The sequence below is a fragment of the Cobetia sp. 2AS genome (assembly GCF_029846355.1).
Taxonomy (GTDB): domain Bacteria; phylum Pseudomonadota; class Gammaproteobacteria; order Pseudomonadales; family Halomonadaceae; genus Cobetia; species Cobetia amphilecti.
This window is the reverse complement of record NZ_JARWKQ010000005.1, coordinates 126,751-144,595: the sequence shown is the minus strand read 5'-3', so window position 1 is coordinate 144,595 and position 17,845 is coordinate 126,751. Positions and strand designations below refer to the sequence as shown.

Annotated in this window: 17 protein-coding genes; 8 read left to right on the top strand and 9 right to left on the bottom strand. The window is 59.8% G+C overall.

All coding sequences use genetic code 11. The features are described 5' to 3' along the window. Positions 1 to 220: 220 nt before the first annotated feature. The 3 genes from QD356_RS13935 to rdgB form a co-directional block, all read right to left on the bottom strand. Entirely contained in the window at positions 221 to 883 is a 663-nt protein-coding gene (locus QD356_RS13935) for an OmpA family protein (RefSeq protein ID WP_043331663.1), read from the bottom strand. 85 nt (positions 884 to 968) lie between these two features. Beyond that, positions 969 to 2,168, bottom strand: coding sequence for a radical SAM family heme chaperone HemW (gene hemW / locus QD356_RS13930; protein WP_192839023.1), 1,200 nt, complete (start codon positions 2,166 to 2,168; stop codon positions 969 to 971). Next, positions 2,168 to 2,788 (bottom strand): RdgB/HAM1 family non-canonical purine NTP pyrophosphatase, encoded by a 621-nt coding sequence (rdgB, locus tag QD356_RS13925; RefSeq protein ID WP_192839022.1) that lies wholly within the window; start codon positions 2,786 to 2,788, stop codon positions 2,168 to 2,170. The genes hemW and rdgB overlap by 1 nt, the downstream gene beginning before the upstream one ends. 482 nt (positions 2,789 to 3,270) lie before the next feature. Between rdgB and QD356_RS13920 the strand changes: the two genes are divergently transcribed. From QD356_RS13920 to QD356_RS13890, 7 genes are all read left to right on the top strand, one after another. Further along, positions 3,271 to 3,909: a LuxR C-terminal-related transcriptional regulator gene (locus tag QD356_RS13920; protein WP_052384307.1), complete on the top strand. Its 639-nt coding sequence runs from the start codon at positions 3,271 to 3,273 to the stop codon at positions 3,907 to 3,909. Positions 3,910 to 4,490: 581 nt separating this feature from the next. Beyond that, positions 4,491 to 5,174 (top strand): LuxR C-terminal-related transcriptional regulator, encoded by a 684-nt coding sequence (locus QD356_RS13915; RefSeq protein WP_043331668.1) that lies wholly within the window; start codon positions 4,491 to 4,493, stop codon positions 5,172 to 5,174. Between the two features lie 11 nt (positions 5,175 to 5,185). After that, entirely contained in the window at positions 5,186 to 5,689 is a 504-nt protein-coding gene (locus tag QD356_RS13910; protein WP_192839021.1) for a CsgE family curli-type amyloid fiber assembly protein, read from the top strand. A 76-nt stretch (positions 5,690 to 5,765) separates the two neighbouring features. After that, on the top strand, positions 5,766 to 6,179 hold the full coding sequence (locus QD356_RS13905; protein WP_192839020.1) for a curli assembly protein CsgF: 414 nt from the start codon (positions 5,766 to 5,768) through the stop codon (positions 6,177 to 6,179). A 26-nt stretch (positions 6,180 to 6,205) separates the two neighbouring features. After that, a complete protein-coding gene (locus QD356_RS13900; RefSeq protein WP_054556370.1) occupies positions 6,206 to 7,039 on the top strand; it encodes a CsgG/HfaB family protein in 834 nt (277 codons plus the stop codon). 362 nt (positions 7,040 to 7,401) lie between these two features. Then, positions 7,402 to 7,890, top strand: a complete 489-nt coding sequence (locus QD356_RS13895) for a hypothetical protein (protein WP_131431072.1) — start codon at positions 7,402 to 7,404, stop codon at positions 7,888 to 7,890. A 312-nt stretch (positions 7,891 to 8,202) separates the two neighbouring features. Beyond that, positions 8,203 to 9,309: a hypothetical protein gene (locus tag QD356_RS13890; protein WP_192839019.1), complete on the top strand. Its 1,107-nt coding sequence runs from the start codon at positions 8,203 to 8,205 to the stop codon at positions 9,307 to 9,309. Positions 9,310 to 9,459: 150 nt separating this feature from the next. On the opposite strand, the gene QD356_RS13885 is transcribed toward QD356_RS13890, so the two are convergent. From QD356_RS13885 to QD356_RS13860, 6 genes are all read right to left on the bottom strand, one after another. Next, entirely contained in the window at positions 9,460 to 9,870 is a 411-nt protein-coding gene (locus tag QD356_RS13885; RefSeq protein ID WP_192839018.1) for a hypothetical protein, read from the bottom strand. A gap of 124 nt (positions 9,871 to 9,994) precedes the next feature. Further along, positions 9,995 to 11,515, bottom strand: coding sequence for a bifunctional aminoglycoside phosphotransferase/ATP-binding protein (locus QD356_RS13880; protein ID WP_225347450.1), 1,521 nt, complete (start codon positions 11,513 to 11,515; stop codon positions 9,995 to 9,997). Between the two features lie 211 nt (positions 11,516 to 11,726). Beyond that, the gene (hemL, locus tag QD356_RS13875) at positions 11,727 to 13,019 is read right to left on the bottom strand and encodes a glutamate-1-semialdehyde 2,1-aminomutase (RefSeq protein WP_043331681.1); all 1,293 of its coding nucleotides are present in this window, start codon (positions 13,017 to 13,019) and stop codon (positions 11,727 to 11,729) included. 251 nt (positions 13,020 to 13,270) lie between these two features. After that, the gene (locus QD356_RS13870) at positions 13,271 to 14,110 is read right to left on the bottom strand and encodes a hydroxymethylpyrimidine/phosphomethylpyrimidine kinase (protein ID WP_192839017.1); all 840 of its coding nucleotides are present in this window, start codon (positions 14,108 to 14,110) and stop codon (positions 13,271 to 13,273) included. 14 nt (positions 14,111 to 14,124) lie between these two features. Further along, on the bottom strand, positions 14,125 to 14,556 hold the full coding sequence (gene hemJ, locus QD356_RS13865) for a protoporphyrinogen oxidase HemJ (RefSeq protein ID WP_043331686.1): 432 nt from the start codon (positions 14,554 to 14,556) through the stop codon (positions 14,125 to 14,127). Between the two features lie 169 nt (positions 14,557 to 14,725). Next, on the bottom strand, positions 14,726 to 16,477 hold the full coding sequence (locus tag QD356_RS13860) for a chloride channel protein (protein WP_192839107.1): 1,752 nt from the start codon (positions 16,475 to 16,477) through the stop codon (positions 14,726 to 14,728). Between the two features lie 253 nt (positions 16,478 to 16,730). Here QD356_RS13860 and argC point away from each other — a divergent pair, with 253 nt between their 5' ends. Further along, positions 16,731 to 17,774 carry an N-acetyl-gamma-glutamyl-phosphate reductase gene (gene argC / locus QD356_RS13855; protein ID WP_192839016.1) on the top strand — a complete coding sequence of 348 codons (1,044 nt, stop codon included), beginning with the start codon at positions 16,731 to 16,733 and terminating at the stop codon, positions 17,772 to 17,774. Positions 17,775 to 17,845 lie beyond the last annotated feature (71 nt).

Here is a 17,845-nt window from a genome sequence, read left to right as displayed (position 1 = left end):
TCCTTGATACGGCGATATCTGCCACATCCAGCGAGGCAGCAGATAGAAATCGGGGGGCGGCGACGAGAGGAAAACCAGACAAGGCCGCCGAAGGGGCTGAAGGATAGCAGAGATGATCACTTGTCACCCCAAAAGCCGTGCTTGCCAAGCAACGAGGCCCACGCAAATGCGCAGGCCTCGTGGTCATTCACCATCATGTCGCCATGACAGCTGATGGGTCTCAGCTTTCCATCGGCGTCAGCGTGATCTCGACGCGACGGTTCTGGGCGCGCCCGGAGGCGGTGTCGTTGGATGCCACCGGGCTGGCTTCACCATAACCGCGCATGTTCAGACGGTTGAAGGCGATGCCACCACTGGCCAGATAGTTGCCGACAGCCTGGGCACGCAGCTCGGACAGGTTCTGGTTGTAATTGCTGGCACCGGTGGAATCGGTATAGCCCGCGATGTTGACGCGAGTCTCGTCGTATTCCTTGAGCACGGTGATGACGCCATCCATGACCGGCTGAATCTGGCCGGACAGGGTGCTGGAGTCGGAGCCGAAGGTGACGTTGGACGGCATGTTGAGGATGATCTGGTCGCCGACACGGGTCACGCTGACACCGGTGCCCTGCAGCTGATCACGCAGCTTGGCTTCCTGAACATCCATGTAATAGCCGATACCACCGCCCGCGGCGGCACCCGCAGCGGCGCCGATCAGCGCCTTGTCGAGACGATGGTTACCACTCTTGGTCGCCCCGGCGATTGCGCCGACGACCGCACCGATGCCGGCACCCTTCGCCGCACTGGAGGTCTGCTGCTCATTGGTATACGGGTTGGTCGTGGAACAACCCGCCATCGCGACGGCGGCTGCCAACGGCAGGGCCAGGAGTACAGACTTCTTCATGGTAACGCTCCCTATCTACACACTCATTAAAGGCAAGACGACAATTGCGCAAATAATCGTCATGCCTCCGATAATGCCTGATCAATCAGGTGTCGAACATGGCCAGCAGATCATTGAGGAACAATAAGCCCTGGGGCGTGGCGCGCAACAGCATGTCATCCTCAACGATGAGCCCGCGCGAGCGCGCCTGGCTCAGGCCCGGCTCCAATGCCTCGCGATCCAGCCCGGTCGTGCGACGCAGATCCTCGAAGCTGACACCCCCGGTCAAGCGCAGTGCATTCATCATGAACTCCAGCGCCAGCTCATCGCGGTCAATTTCCTGCTGACCCGCCACGAACCCGCGAGGGTCCTGCATCCTGCGCAAGTACGCTTCAGGCTGACGACTTTTCCAACGACGTTGGAGTTGCAACTCGCCGTTCAAGTTCCCTGCCGAGTCGGTCTTCAACAACGTCAACTTGCCATGCGCGCCCGCTCCGATGCCCAGGTAATCACCGAATTTCCAGTAATTGAGGTTATGACGCGCGCTGCGCCCTTCAAGGGCATAGGCGGAAATCTCGTAACGACGGAAACCGGCAGCCTCCAGCTCGGCGTGACCGTGATCCTGGATATCCCACAGCAGGTCATCTTCCGGCAGTACCGGCGGGCGCGAATAGAACTCGGTATTCGGCTCCAGCGTCAATTGATACCAGGACAGATGGGTCGGCTTGAGTGCCAGGGCACGCCGGATATCATCCAGCGCCGTCTCCAATGTCTGGCCCGGCAGGCCATGCATCAGATCGATATTGAAATTGTCGAAGCCCGCCGCCCGTGCGCTGGCCACCGCGCGCCCGGCTTCTTCAGCGGAGTGGATGCGCCCCAGCACCTCGAGCTGCTCCGGCTGGAAGGTCTGCACGCCCAATGACAAGCGATTGATGCCGGCGGCACGATAGGCGGCAAAACGGCCCTGCTCCAGCGTGCCGGGGTTGGCCTCCAGCGTGACCTCGCAGTCGGCAGAGAACGTCATGCGCGCCCGCAGGCCATCGAACAGTCGCTGGTAAGCCGCCCCGCTCAGCAGACTCGGCGTGCCGCCGCCGATGAAGATGCTGTGCAATTCACGCTCGGGCTGGCCCTGCAGCAACTGCAGGTCCTGATCGAGATCGGCCAGCAGTGCCGTGATGTATTCCTCTTCAGGCAAGCCGGCATCACGCCCGACCCCGTGGGAGTTGAAGTCACAGTAGGGGCACTTGCGCACGCACCACGGCACGTGAATATAGAGCGACAGAGGCGGCAGGTTCGCGGCGGACATCACGCCTGACCGCTCTGCGCGGCAAGCGCCTCGAGCAACTGCTGCATCGCACGTCCCCGGTGGCTGAGACGGTTCTTGGTCTCGGCCTCCAGGGCCGCGGCGGTCATGCCATGTTCCGGCAGCCAGAAAAGCGGGTCATAGCCGAAGCCACCCTCGCCCTGAGGCGCGTCAAGGACACGCCCCTCCCAACTGGCCTGAACGATGATCGGCACCGGGTCTGCCGCATGGCGCAGATAGACGAGCACGCACCAGTAGCGCGCCGTACGCGCTTGCTCAGGCACGCCCTCAAGCGCTGCCAACAGGGCGGCGTTGTTGTCACCATCACCGCTACCTTGCTGACGCCGCGCGGCAAAGCGTGCGGAATAGATGCCCGGCTCCCCGCCCAGCGCATCGACTTCGATCCCGGAATCATCTGCCAATGCCGGTAGGCCGGTGACCTGTGCGGCGTGGCGCGCCTTGATCAACGCATTCTCGACGAAGGTCAGCCCTGTCTCTTCGGCGTCACTCACTCCCAGCTGCCCTTGAGGCATCGGTTCGATCCCCAGCGGTGCGAGCAGGTGGGAAAATTCACGTAGCTTGCCGGCATTGCCACTGGCCAGTACGAGAGAAGAAGCGGACATGTGAATCTCCGGGATAGGAACAACGAGAATGCGGCCGCGTGTGAGTCACACGGGCAAGGCGCTTGCAGCACCCCATTCTAGCGCGTGAGTCCGGTGCGTACACACGAGGGGTCTGCGCCAGGCACGACTGAGATCCATGATGTCATGGGCCGATGTCACTCATGTGCTCAACTTGATGACTGACAGGCCGATACAGGCTATCTGCCTCAGCGCGGGCTAATGCCTGTGCAGGATTTGTCTGTGCCTCGCGGCTCAAGCAAGTAAACATCAACCGAAAAAATCCCGTAACTCGATGTTTTGTATAGCCTTTAAGTGGGAAATAAAAGAAATGTGCGTTATGCCATCTAACACTATGCGCAGCGCCAGCCCCCAGGTGTCACTCGACTAGACTTCAAGACAACCATCGAATCACCGTGGATTCATGTCTCCGCCTCAGCCTGCTGATGATGAGCCCCCCAAAACGCTTGCGACAGGAGCGCCCCATGACTGCTACCAGAGTCCTGTTCGTGACAAGCCCTTCACCGCAGACCGAACTGTTCGTCGAGTACCTGCAAGAGACACTGAAATGTGTCGTCGAGGCCTGCCACCATGAAGCCCCACTGCCGTCATCTCCCTGCCTGGTGCTGATCGACAGCACCCAGTGCAGTCTGGCCCAGATGATGCGATGGAGCCATATCGACAAGATCGCTGCCTTCAATGTCGAACATGAAGACGATGCCATCTCACTACTTCTGAATATTCCTTTCAGCGGAATCTTCTATCGCCAGGACAGCCTTGAACAAATCAGCAAGGGTATCGGCAAGATACTCGAGAATGAAAACTGGCTGACTCGCAATATCATGCAGACATTGATCCGTCATTATCGTCAACAACAACAGATTGCCTTCCAGCCTGTCATGGGACTGACACAACGGGAACTGGAAATATTGTCACTCATTGCATCACAGCAAAGTAATGCAGATATCGCGCATAGATTGATGTTGAGCCAGCACACCGTGAAGTCTCATTTATATAACATCTTTCGCAAGATCAGAGTCCACAACCGCCATCAGGCAATCCAGTGGGCCCACGAGCACCTCAACCTTTACATCCCCAAGCGTACGACGGAGCCGGAATCCTGAGGCTCAGGTGACGCTGGACGAGCATCTCTTCCAGCAGGTGGATCTGTGAGGTCACCACAGCGACAGAGCATGTCTCACGCCGGCTACGCGTAGTAAGCGCTTCACTTTTCAAGAGTGAAATGACTCATGCGCAGTACTGCGTCGCATTCCTGACACCCCTCGAATGCGGGGATACAAAAAGACAAGCCCGGTTACATAATGACATTGAAGAGAAGCCTTCCAGCATTAGATCTGTGGTACCTTTGGACCAGTGGAAAGCTTGGTAAAAAAAGCGCAAAGGTCTGGTTTTCATTGCACTCTCGAGAAGGGTCATCATGACCGGCGCTAATTTCATCAGGTTTACGTACTGTTTTTCCTATTCTTTTTCTGGGTCAAATCAGGACTGGAGGGGAAGGATAAACTGGTTATTTTAGCAAGTACTGATTAGAGGTTGCCTTATCCCCACTATCGCGCAATCCTATAAAGGTGCTCAGCGCGTAATGCCCGACGTGAATGAGTGCAGTGCTACACGACTCACCCAACCACACTTCAGATATGGCTCCGCCAAGAAAATCGGTACGACAACTCAGAGGTCTCGCACCATGATTACAGGGAACGCAATGGTGCTGCTGGTGACTGACTGCAATCCGCAGTCAGCGCTTTTCATGGATTACATTCGCCAGCAGCTTGAGTGTCAGGTGGCTTCCGCAAGCCCCGACGAGGATTACACACCCGGGCAGGCAGAAAGAACGATAGTGCTGCTGGACACCGACCACGTCGATGAAGGCACGATGCAACGCTGGGATGCAGATGCCAGCCAGGATGCCAGCGCAGAGCTGGCCGCTATCAACATCAGTGATGAAGAGGAAGCTGCCAGCCTGCTGGTCAGCACCCATCTTCAAGGCGTGTTCTACCGACAGGACAGCCTCTCACTGATCAGCAAGGGCATCGCGAAACTGCTGGAAGGCGACATGTGGATGTCCCGACCGCTGATGACCCGCCTGCTGGATTTCTATCGCCGTCAGCAGCTCAACGCCTATCGCCCGGTCTGTGGTCTGACCCAGCGTGAGGTGGAAATCATCGGCTTGCTGGGCACGGGTGCCTCGAATACCGAGATTGCTGACCAGCTGTTCGTCAGTGAACACACGGTCAAGTCACATCTCTACAACATCTTCCGCAAGATCAAGGTGCATAACCGCATTCAGGCCATGAACTGGGCACGTCAGAACCTGGCAATGCCTGTCTCGCGCACCCCACGCATCGCTCGCAGAGCACAGATGTCGTGAACGGTCGGGGCATGACAAGCCGCCAGGTGGTCGCCTGGGGACTGACATGCTTCAGTCTGTCGCCCGCCTTCGCGCAATCCGCGCCGGAGGCGGTGCGACCCGAGGTATCCGTTGCCAGTGAAGAGCAGCAGGCTCGCCGTCAGGGGGAAGATGGGGTCGCTATCCAGCGCGCGCGCCCCACGCTCTCCGACGGTCTCAGCGGCGTGATGATCGATCGCACCATGACCATGATCGGCAAGACCTTCTTCCGCCAGTTCAGCCAGCAACGCCTCGATAGCCCAGCCATCCGCAACACATCCCTCAGCATCCATGAACGCCCCTCAGCACGCTGGGGCAGCCTCATCTGGATCACCGAAGGCAACAACGTTCTGTATGAAGCGACGCTCCCTCCGCGCCTGAATGACGTGGATATGTACGCCAGCGCCGCCGTATCAAGCGTCTCCGACCAGTTCCTGCGTCGCAAGGTCATGGAAGCCCTGCGCAACGACCCGGACATGGCCGGTGACGAATTCTGATGTATTGAAGACCGACATAATAAATGGGCTCCGGACACGGAGACCCTGACAATACGCAAGGGAACAGGGGAACATCATGAAGCATCAGACACTCGCGGTGTCGTTGCTGTTATCGGCGATGCCGCTACATGCCGGTGAACTCATCTATCAGCCCATCAACCCGAGTTTCGGTGGCAATCCACTCAATGGCAGCTACCTGCTTGGCAAGGCCCAGGCCCAGGACACCCACGAGGATCCTGATGCCTACTCCTTCGATAGTCTTTCCGAAACAGAACTTTTCATCAGCGACCTGCGCAATAGCCTGGTATCCGATGCCATCACCGATGCTGTCGATTCCACAGAACCCGGCCGTTCCAGCGTGATCGACAGCGCTCAGCTGCGTGTCGAAGTCATCAGTAACGGCAATGGCGGTTTCTCCATGCAGGTGCTTGACCGCGCCACAGGTGAAACCACCGTCATCAACCTCGGCACATCAGGCAATACATTCTGATCCGCTACTGATGAAGGGTTCGCTCAATGAAGACACTCACCTCCATGCTGGCCGTTGCCAGCCTGGCGCTTGCTGGCTGTGCGCCGATGGTCGCCAATACCCAGGGTCTTGAAGGGGTGCCCAGCACCTTGATGCCAAGAACCGCCACCTATCAGGATCTGATCAGTCTGCCGCCTCCCGCCGGACGTATTCCGGTCGCCATCTATGACTTCCGTGACCAGACGGGCCAGTACCGGCCTGCCCCTGCCAGTACCTTCTCTACGGCGGTCACCCAGGGCGGCGCCGCCATGCTGAGCGCCGCATTGTCGGACTCCGGCTGGTTCATCCCCCTCGAGCGCGTGGGACTGCAGAACCTGCTGACAGAGCGCAAGATCATCCGCGCCAACATGGAACGCACGGGCCAGAATGATCTTGCCGCGCTGCAAGCCGCCAACCTGCTGTTCGAGGGTGGCATCATCGCCTTCGACTCCAATGTCAGAACAGGCGGGGCGGGCGCGGAATACTTCGGGATCGGCGCCTCTGGTCAGTATCAGGTAGACCAGGTGACGGTCAATCTGCGTGCTGTCGATATCACCACGGGGCAGGTCATCGCCAACGTCAATACCAGCAAGACGATCTACTCACGCGAGCTGAGGGCGGGCGTATATCGCTTCATCGATTTCAGTCGCTTGCTGGAGATGGAGGCGGGGTATACCAGTAATGAACCCGTACAGATGGCGGTCATGTCCGCCATCGAATCTGCCGTGATTCACTTGATTGCGCAAGGCGTCGAACGCCAGCTCTGGGTTCTCCAGGACCCGGACAGCCTTCAGACATCAGAGCTGATGGATTACCTGCAAGCCCCGACCCCGATGTTGTAGAGTCGACCCACATTCAAGACCTCGAAGAGAGCATCGTGGTATTCGCGGTGTTTATCTCTTCTCTTCCTTAAAAGGCAGTCACCTCACAAGAGGTGGCTGCCTTTTTTCGTGTCTGCGCAAAACATAAGAAATAAATAAAACAACAAAGCATGAAATATCATGCGCCTAATACCGTCAACAGTAATACCTCCCTGTACGGTGCTGAAAATCTGGCCACCCTTTGTCATTACTCACCGCTATTGGCCAAGACATTATGAGTAGCAATCTCTAGCCCTCATAAACCCGAAAAGGACTGATGGTGATGGCCTCGATAAAGACCAATAGTTAGTGCACTTAGACGGTCACCTGGATGGACTCACGCCATGGCTTCGGCAAAGCATCAACAAAGAAGAATGCTACAGGCCTGCCTTTTCTTTTCATCACTGACACTCAGCTTGTGGGTGTTGGCCAATGACTTGGCGACCACCTCCGAATTGGGGAGCAGCCACTCAGTGGCGGTCATCGAGCAATCTGGCGCTTATAACTCGGCGATGATCGTTCAGCATGGCAATGGCAACGCCTCATTGATTGACCAGAGCGGTGTCCTGAATGAAGCAGGGGTCGACCAATATGGCAATGGAAACACGGCATACACGCTGCAAGAGGGTGCCCTGCATGAGGCAAGCATTCTTCAGCATGGCCAATATCATGATGCGCTGATCATTCAGCAAGGTGTTGGGCAAAGCGCCAGCATTCAGCAGACAGGCATCGGGGGAAGCGCCACGCTTCTACAACAGGCCAGTAGTCAGGTACCGGCAAGTATCACTCAATATTCACGGGGCCATATGCGTGTCCAGGTCATACAACAGTGATCTTTACCACGATGGCTCGCATGACATCGCTATATGACGATGATGCTTGTGAAGGTGGTGGCTGAATATCAGCTTTCATCGAATCGCCAATACGAATTTTGCATAGCCAGGAGAGGTTCTCACTTACATGTAGTCAAGAGTCCTGCATGACGAATACAACCTCCTGGCAAGGCCATAAAAGAGCAGTAGCAGTACAACATGATGTCGCGGATCACGAAAACCAGACCGCCATCATGTCAGGGGATGCATGACCAGAAGCAAGTCAATAATAAAAACACAACTCAAAAAATGATCTACACAAGGGAACAAACCATGAAAATTCAAATGAGCTTGCTGGCTATCGCGATTGCTTTTACCTCTCAGGCGATGGCAGACAACAACACCGCAGATGTCGATCAGACTGGCTTCATGAACATGGCCAATGTTGACCAGACATCACGTAATGGCGGGTCTCTCGATAGCAACCACAACAGTGATATCGATCAGACAGGTGCTTTCAACAAGGCCAAGACCTATCAGAACGGTGTCAATCATGTTATCCGCATCAATCAGGTCGGTGGTGGAAACCGCGCAAAAACCACCCAATATAGCAGCACAAATACTGGCATCGTGGATCAAAAGGGTGTCCGTAACACTGTCGATATGAACCAGAAAAGTTACAAGCATACCGCGCGTATCACGCAGCAAGGCCTTGCAAACAAATCTTCCTCTTGGCAGGGCGCCAGTGGCTCGCCGGCTGGGCGTGAAAACTTGCTAGTCGTGTCACAAGAGGGCGTGTTCAACAAATCCAGCGCTACCCAGCAGGGCAGCCATGCCATCGCACGTGTCACTCAGACAGGCTACCAGCATGATTCTGATGTCCTGCAGGTAGGAGAATATAACCGCGCTCGTGTCACCCAGGATGGGCGCTTCCATAACTCGACCGTGACACAGACAGGCACTATGGGTATTGCCGTCGTCGACCAGGCCGGTTCGCGCAGTGACTCTACCGTTACTCAAGCAGGTGATTTACAGGTCGCACGTGTGACTCAGGAGGGTAGCTCACACGACTCTCTGATCAATCAGAGCGGGATGCAAAACACCGCACTAGTGACACAGTCCGATATGCTGCAGTACTCCGATATCAGTCAGAGCGGAGAAAACAACCTGGCCATTAATGTTCAGAGTGGCTATAAAAATGCGGCCATCGTTGTTCAAACTGGCAGCAACAGCGATTCTCTGATCACCCAGAGCGGCGCCTATGATCATGCCCACGTCATTCAGTCAGGCAGTGGCCATCGTTCAGAAATTCTCCAACAGGGTGGAGGTTTCCTGAGCTTCGCGACCAATAGTGCCCACGTGACACAGTCAGGTGCGATGAATACCTCCAGCGTGACCCAGACTGGCGGTGGCAACGTAGCCAACGTGATGCAGTACTGATCACGCCCCAGCCAGGATATCTTACAGAACCCCGCGCAAGCGGGGTTTTTCGTTTTTCCACCCGGTGGAACCATATAATGAAAAAGGCCGCTGACAGGGTTGTCAGCGGCCTTCCAGTACCAGCTGCGAAACGTCTATCGCAGCGGCAAGTTACTTCTTTGGCGGTGTCACGGAATTCTCCGGGAAGGACTTGCGATAACTCTCAAGGCTTTCATCCACCATCTGGCGGCCCTTGCTGACCTGCTTGTTACCGCTGGCGATCCGCGCCTTGCCCTTCTTGATCTGACCATTGCCCTTGTCGATCAGCGACTGGCCCTTGGCGATATTGGATTCGCCATCATTGACCAGATTCTCACCATTGACGATCTGCTTCTCACCCGCGGCCACCAGAGACTTGCCGCTCTCCCAATTATCGGCCAGCTGATCACGCACCTTGGCGACGGCCTTGGCTTCCTCAGCCTGACCGCGCATGAGATCAGCGGTTGTCGGCTGGCTGGAGCAGCCCGCGAGCAGTGCCAGACTGATGGCAGCGGCGGCGGTATTTACCCATTGTTGGCGCATGATATTTCCTTTCCAGATGCATAGCTTCCCAACCAAAGCCGAGGCTCATTCGGGAGCGCACTATGCAATAAAAAAAAGGGCATGGCGGTCATCCCGCCATGCCCCATGACAACGATCGCTCGTCTCAATGCAGCCTGAGCTGCTCACGAATCAGGCGAGCCAAGGTGACATTGGCGTTGGGCGCTGTCGTGTCGATATGGACCAGCTGACCATGCTCTTCTGGCGCAAATGGCTCGCGATTGGCCAATTGCTTGTCGAGCACTTCCAGACCCGCTTCGGAAGCCTCGCCACTGCGCTGACTACGCTTGATGATGCGCTTGCGCAGAGTCTCGTCATCGGCCTCGAAGCTGATCATCAGCACCGGCAGGCCACGGGCTTCTGCCTCATGACGCAGGCGATCACGCTGCACCTTCTTCAGGCAGGTGGCATCGATGCAGACGGGGATACCCGATTCCAGCAGCGTGGCTGACAGATTCGAGAGTCGCTCGTAGGTCGCATGGGTGGCCTGGGGGGTATAGATGCCGCCATTGAGTCCCGACTCGGTATCGGCATCCGCCGCAAAGCCATACAGGCGCTTGCGCTCCACATCGCTGCGAATACGCACGCCGCCCAGTTCACGCACCATCTCTTCGGTGAAGCGACTCTTGCCGCTGCCGGAGACACCCACACCGATGATCATGTAAGGGAAGCGAATCTCGCTATAGCGCTCCGCCAGCCCGATATAGCGCTCGTACTCGGCCAGCACATCGGCGCGATCCGCTTCACACAGGTCCGGCTGGTGATAGCGAATCATCGCCACCTTGGCCCGGATCAGTGCGCGATAGATCTTGTAGTACGGCAGCAGACGCACCAGCGAGTAATCGCCGGAAAGCTCGAGATAACGGTTGAGCGCATGATGGGCAAAGGCCTGCTCATCACGCGCTTCAAGATCCATCACCAGGAAGGCCAGATCACAACCGACATCATTCCAGCGCAACTCTTCATTGAACTCGATGCCGTCAAACAACAGGGCACGGCCTTCATGGCGCACGGCGTTACCCAGGTGGATATCGCCGTGAGTCTCACGCACGAAGCCTTCCTGCCAGCGACGCTCGAACTCGGGATTAAGGCGCTGGAAGGTCTCTTCGGTCCACTGCTTGAGCAGCGCGAGTCGCTTGATGGCCTCGGCATCATCACCGAGGCGCGGACGAATCAGCTCGAACTCGTTGTCGATGGTACGACTGACCATCTGCGGGCTACCCAGCTCGCTATCGCCCTGGATGCGCTCGGCCTGCTCGTGGAAGGCCACCAGCTGGTCGACCAGATCATCCAGCAATTCCAGCGACAGCTCGCCACTGGCCTGCAGGGCGCTGAACAGATGGCGATTGGAGAACTGGCGCATCTTGACCGCGTACTCGAAGACAGCACTGTCGTCTCCGATGCGCGGAGCTTCGGGCGTGCCCGAGATCGCCACGGTATCCAGGTACAGCGTCGGTGCCAGACGGCGGTTGAGGCGCACTTCCTGTTCACACAGGAGCTTGCGGCGCTCAAGGGTCGAGAAATCCAGGAAGCTGCCGAAATCCAGCGGCTTCTTGATCTTGTAGGCGTAGTCGCCGGTCAGCACGATCCACGAGATATGCGTCTCGTGCACTTCGATATCCTTCACGGGGTGATCGAAGCAATCGGCTGTGTGAAGGGCTCGAATCAAGGCCTGGCTCAAGGTCGTCTCCGCTAAGGCAAGCTGGCTATAAGGTCATTAGCGCAATCGCTATCGTTGGCGACAAGTGTACCGGATGGCAGCCCGCCCGGCAGCCTGCCGAGCGGGTTCCTGTCTGCGTTGGCCAACCCGCGGACTCAGGTACTGTCTCGCGTCGCACTCAGTTCGATGCGGACATCTGCGCAAAGACCCGCTCAGCCGCATCCAGCGTGGCCTGAATATCAGCATCAGTGTGCGCCGCGGACATGAAGCCGGCTTCATAGGCGGAGGGCGCCAGATAGACGCCTTCGGCGAGCATCGCGTTGAAGAAGGTCACGAAATCCTGCTGACGGCAGCGCGTGGCGGAGGCGAAATTGCTGACCTCAGCGTCATCGGTGAAGAAGACACCGAACATGCCACCGGCATGCTGGGTAATCAGACGGATGCCTGCCGCCTTGGCACGGCTTTCCAGACCTTCACACAGCATCTCGACCTTGCGTGAAAGCTCAGCGTGGAAGCCGGGCGCCTTGAGCTTGCGCAGCAGCGCGACGCCAGCGGCCATCGCCAGCGGATTGCCTGCCAGCGTCCCGGCCTGGTAGACCGGCCCCAGCGGCGAGAGGTGGTGCATGATCTCGCGCTTGCCGCCGAAGGCACCCACCGGCATGCCGCCGCCGACGATCTTGCCCAGACAGGTCAGGTCCGGCGTGATGCCGTAATGCGCCTGAGCGCCGCCCAGGGCGACGCGGAAGCCCGTCATCACCTCATCGAGGATCAGCACGCTGCCGTGGGCATCGCACACTTCACGCAGGCTTTCGAGGAAGCCCGGAACCGGCGGGATGCAGTTCATGTTGCCGGCGACCGGCTCGACGATGATGCAGGCGATCTCGTCACCCAGCTCGGCGAAGCAACGGCGCACACCCTCGGCGTCGTTGTAGTCCAGCGTGATGGTGTGCTCGGCCAGCGAGGCCGGCACGCCCGGGGAGCTGGGCTCGCCATGGGTCAGCGCGCCGGAGCCGGCCTTGACCAGCAGCGAGTCGGAGTGACCGTGATAGTTGCCCTCGAACTTGACGATCTTGTCGCGACCGGTGAAGCCCCGCGCCAGGCGGATCGCCGACATGGTGGCTTCGGTGCCGGAGTTGGTCATGCGCACCATGTCGAGGCTCGGCAGCATCTCGCAGATCAGCTCGGCCATCTCGGATTCGATCTCGGTGGGCGCGCCGAAGGACAGGCCACTTTCGAGACGCTCGCGCACGGCACTGAGCACATCTTCATCGGCGTGGCCGGTGATCATCGGTCCCCAGGAACCGACGTAATCGATATAGCGCGTGTTCTCCACATCGAACAGATACGCGCCCTTGGCATGGTCGATGAACACCGGCGGACGATGCAGTCCCTTGAAGGCGCGGACCGGCGAGTTGACGCCACCGGGAATATGACGGCTGGCGCGTTCGAACTGGGCAGCGGACGTGGTCATGACATACCTCTTGATAAGCGGCGAGCGGCCCATCGGCCGCGAAAATGGAGAAAAGGGGGATCAGACACAAAGACGCTGTGGATAACGTGAATGCAGCTTGTCCACAAGCGATGAAACGGCCCGATAGCCTCGGGGCGGCAAGGGGGTGTGGATAACCCGAATGCCATCGATGGCGACAGCTTAACGCGACTCACGGGTGAGTTGCAGCCGCGCGAGCGCAAGGGGTGCCGGCATCGAAAGGGGCAATAGCGCTATCGCCAGGGCAGAAACTGGGCCTCAGGCAGCGCGCCTTTTCGCCCATGCTGCTGGCCATCGACGAGACTCTGCCAGGTGGCCTGCTGGGCAGCCTGCCATGCCGACGGCAGCGTCATGCCGCGTGCCAGACGCACCGCCAGGTGCGAGGCCAGCGTGCAGCCGCTGCCATGGAAGCTGCCCGTCAGTCGCGGGCAGTCCAGTGCGAGCGTGGCGTGGTCACGGCGATACAGACGATGGATCACCGACGGCTCAGCCAGCGAATCAGCATCGCGCTCGACAGGATCAGTACCAGTGACCAGCACGGCCCCGGCGCCTGCCGCCAGCAGATGCTCGGCGAGTTGGCCGTCGCCCGTCCCCGTGGGGCAGGCCGCCAGCCGCGCAAGCTCCGCGCGGTTGGGCGTGAGCACATCCACGTGCGGCAGCAAGCTCTCACGCGCCTGATGGATCAGCGACTCGGTGGAAAGCTCCAGCCCACCGCCCGCCTTGAGCACCGGATCCCACACCACGGGTAACCCCGGCCAGCGCTGCCGGAGTTCCTCGATCAGCGTCACACACGCCGTGAGCGCCGCTTCGCTGGCGAGCAGACCGATCTTGAGCGCGCCCGGGCGGAAGTCCTCACACAGGGTGCGGGCCATGGCGAGCATCGACTCGCCCGATTGCGGGATCACCGCCTGCACATTGCAGGAGTTCTGCACCGTCAGTGCCGTCGGCACCGTCAGCGCCCAGCCGCCACCGGCACGGATCGCCTCGCTGTCGGCGATCAGACCCGCGCCGCCACTGGGATCATGCCCCGCCAATACCAGCACGTAGGGCAGTTGCGCTGAGCACTCGGTCATGGCTGAACCATCCCTCAGAACGGTTTGACGATGACGCAGATGACGATCACCACCAGCATCAGCACCGGCACTTCATTGAAGAAGCGGAAGTAGCGCGAGGTTCTCTTGCAGGTATCGGCGGCGAACTGCTTCAGATACAGGCCGCAGGCATGGTGATAGCCGACCAGCAGCACGACCATGGTCAGCTTGAGATGCATCCAGCCCATGCTCATGAAGCTCGGCACCAGCGCCAGCAGCCAGATCCCCAGCACCAGGGTCGCGATCATCGACGGCATCATGATGCCGCGATAGAGCTTGCGCTCCATGGTCTTGAAGTACTCGATGGCCTTGTGGTCGCCGGCATCACGCGCCTGGGCGTGATAGACATACAGCCGGGGCAGATAGAAGAGGGCAGCAAACCAGCACACTACGGCAATCAGATGGAAAGCCTTGATCCACAGATACATGGGGGAGCTCCGTCAGTCAGGGTCGGGAAGGTCAGAAAGTGGACGCGCGGATGAAGCAATCGGATCGCCACGATGGCATGTGGCACCGCCAAGGCCCATGCGGTATGCGGTCGCGGCCAGGCGCGCGCAGAGCGAATTCGCGCCGAGGAGACAGCTGCTACGGTGCGCTTCAGGGCGTATAGCGATAGTAGCTCTCTATTGCATCCCGCGTGATGATACCTGAAATCTTGCGAATCATCGGTGCGGTGGTGTGCTCGACATAGAGGGCATCGACATCGCTGGGCAGCAGCCGCTCATAGGCCTCGGACAAGGTAGCCTGCAGATGAATGGGCGCGAGATCCAGACGCTGAGCGGGGATCTCGAGCAGGTCGAGCTCCTCCTGCTCCCGCCAGTGCTCATCCATCAGCACACGCACCAGATCTGCCGCCGGCAGCGCGACCATCGGCTTTTCCGGCGTCGAGCGCGTGACCACCAGCCAGACCGGCTTGCTGTCGAGCAGGGCGCGAGCGCGTTCACGCGTGATGCGGCGCGGCACGCTGACCAGCGAGCGCTCCATCACCGCCGGCACCGCCACCCGCGACAGCGCCTGCATCAATGGCTGCTGAAGCGGATGCAGGCCCTGCGCCGTCAGCGTCGAGATGAAGAAGCCCTGGCAGTGACACAGCTGACGACAGGTCAGGCCTGCCACCACCACCGCCAGCATGCCGGGCAGGATGATATTCGGCGAATGCGTCAATTCGAGCAGTGCCATCAGGGCGGCCAGTGGCGCCTGAAGCACTGCCCCCATCATCGCCGCCATGCCGAGCAGGGCGTAAAGCGCGATGTCCGAGGCCTGGTCCGGCAACAGCCAGCCGCCCAGCATGCCCATCAAGGCCCCGGCAGCGGCACCCGCCACCACCACTGGGCCGATGATGCCGATCGGCACGCCACAGGCCACGCACAGCGCCGACAGCACCAGCTTGCCGACCACCAGCGCCAACAGGATATCCAGCGCCAGCTGGCCGTCGAGCAGCTGAGCCAGGCTGTCATAGCCGATGCCTTGCACCTGGGGATACCACCACGCCACGGCGGCCGTCGAGACCCCGACCAGCGCCATGCGCATCCCCCATGACAGGTGTGCCACGCGCGCCTGCTGACGCGCCAGATGCACGAAGCCCCCCGCCAGCAGGCCGATGACCAGTGCAGTGACGATGACCCAGGGCAGATCGAGCAGGGAATGCAGTAGCAGGGAGGGCACCGCGAAGGCCGGCGCCGAGCCGTAGACCATCTGCGTGACCACCGCGCCGGTGGTCGAGGCCAGAATCACCGGCATGAAGCCCATCAGGGTGTACTCCATCATCACCACTTCCATGGCGAAGATGACACCCGCGATCGGCGTATTGAAGGAGGCGGAGATGCCCGCCGCCGTGCCACAGGCGACCAGCACGCGCAGACTGTTGTTGGGCAGCTTGAGACGCTCGCCGATCCAGCTCGAGGCACCGGCACCCAGGTGGATCGCCGGGCCCTCACGCCCTGCCGACAGACCACCGAGCACGCTCACGACCCCGACCACGACCTGATTGAGCCAGGCACGCAGCGGCATCTTGCCCTGATGGTAGGTCAGGCGCTCGATGACATGACCGATACCCAGCTTGCGCTGCGCCGGATGCTGTCGCCCCAGTACGATGCCGATCACCAGCACCGCCAGCAGCGGCAGCGAGGCGCGCACCCAGGGAGCAAGCCCTTCGAAGTTCTCCGGATTGTCATCGGGCATGAAGCCTAGGGCACCGGCGCTCAACAGCAGGCGGAAGCCGACCATCAATGAGCCGGTCAGCAGCCCTGCCACCAGCCCCAGCAGACACAGTTGCGGGAGTGCATCGACCGCCGCCAGCTTGCGCCGAAAATTGTCGAGACTGGGACGAGGCAGATGCGGACGCGTCAGGCGTGACACTCACGACTCCTTGAAGGCACTGGCAATGACAGAGGACATCCATGTCGGCAGCGCATTACTGCCCGCCTGACACCTGTGTATCATATCGATTGCGAACCGTCGCGACCGTGCGCAATCCGACAACCTCGGCACAGCATGGCGCAACGCCTGTCTCGCGCACAGGCCACCAAAGGTCGCAGCAGCAGATCGGACACAAGATTACATCTCGCATCAACAGGACACCGCCCGAAGGCGGGGAGGCAGCATGATCAAGGTAGGTATCGTCGGCGGCACCGGTTACACCGGAGTGGAACTCCTCAGGCTCCTGGCCAGCCACCCGCAGGTGGAAGTGACCGTGATCACCTCGCGAAGCGAGAAGGGCGTGCGTGTCGACGAGATGTACCCCAATCTGCGCGGCCACTACGACACCCTCGCATTCAGCGAGCCGGATGCCGACGTGCTGGCCGCCTGTGACGCCGTATTCTTCGCCACGCCTCACGGTGTCGCTCACGCCCTGGCCGGCGATCTGCTGGCACGCGGCACGCGTGTCATCGACCTGTCCGCGGACTTCCGCATCAAGGACGCCGACCTCTGGTCCGAGTGGTATGGCCAGCCACATGGCGCGCCGGAGCTGCTCGGCGAAGCCGTCTACGGCCTGCCGGAAGTCAATCGCGATGCCATCCGCGAAGCGCGCCTGATCGCGGTGCCGGGCTGCTACCCGACCTCCGTGCAGCTGGGGCTGATCCCGCTGCTGGAAGCCGGCCTGATCGAGACCGACAACATCATCGCCGACTGCAAGTCCGCCGTCTCCGGCGCGGGTCGCGGTGCCAAGGTCGGCTCGCTGCTGTGTGAAGCCGGCGAGTCCATGAAGGCCTACGGCGCCTCCGGCCATCGTCACCTGCCGGAAATCACCCAGGGGCTGGACCTGGCAGCCGGCAGCGCGGTCGGTCTGACCTTCGTCCCGCACCTGACGCCGATGATCCGCGGCATCCACTCCACCCTCTATCCGCGTCTGAGCGGCTTCAGCGGCACGCTGGAGGATCTGCAGGCGCTGTTCGAGCAGCGCTACGCCGATCACCCCGCCGTCGATGTCATGCCGCTGGGCAGCCATCCGGAGACGCGCAGCGTGCGTGGCACCAACCTGTGCCGCATCGCCCTGCATCGCCCGGGCAACGGCGACACCCTGGTGGTGCTGTCGGTGATCGACAACCTGGTCAAGGGCGCGTCAGGTCAGGCCATCCAGAACCTCAACCTGATGTTCGGTCTCGATGAGATGATGGGGATCGGTGCGCCGGCGATGATGCCCTGAACCGCCAGCGTACGCCCGCAAGGCAGCACGTCAGACAAAGTTGACCCTTTTGCTCGGATATAGGGATAATA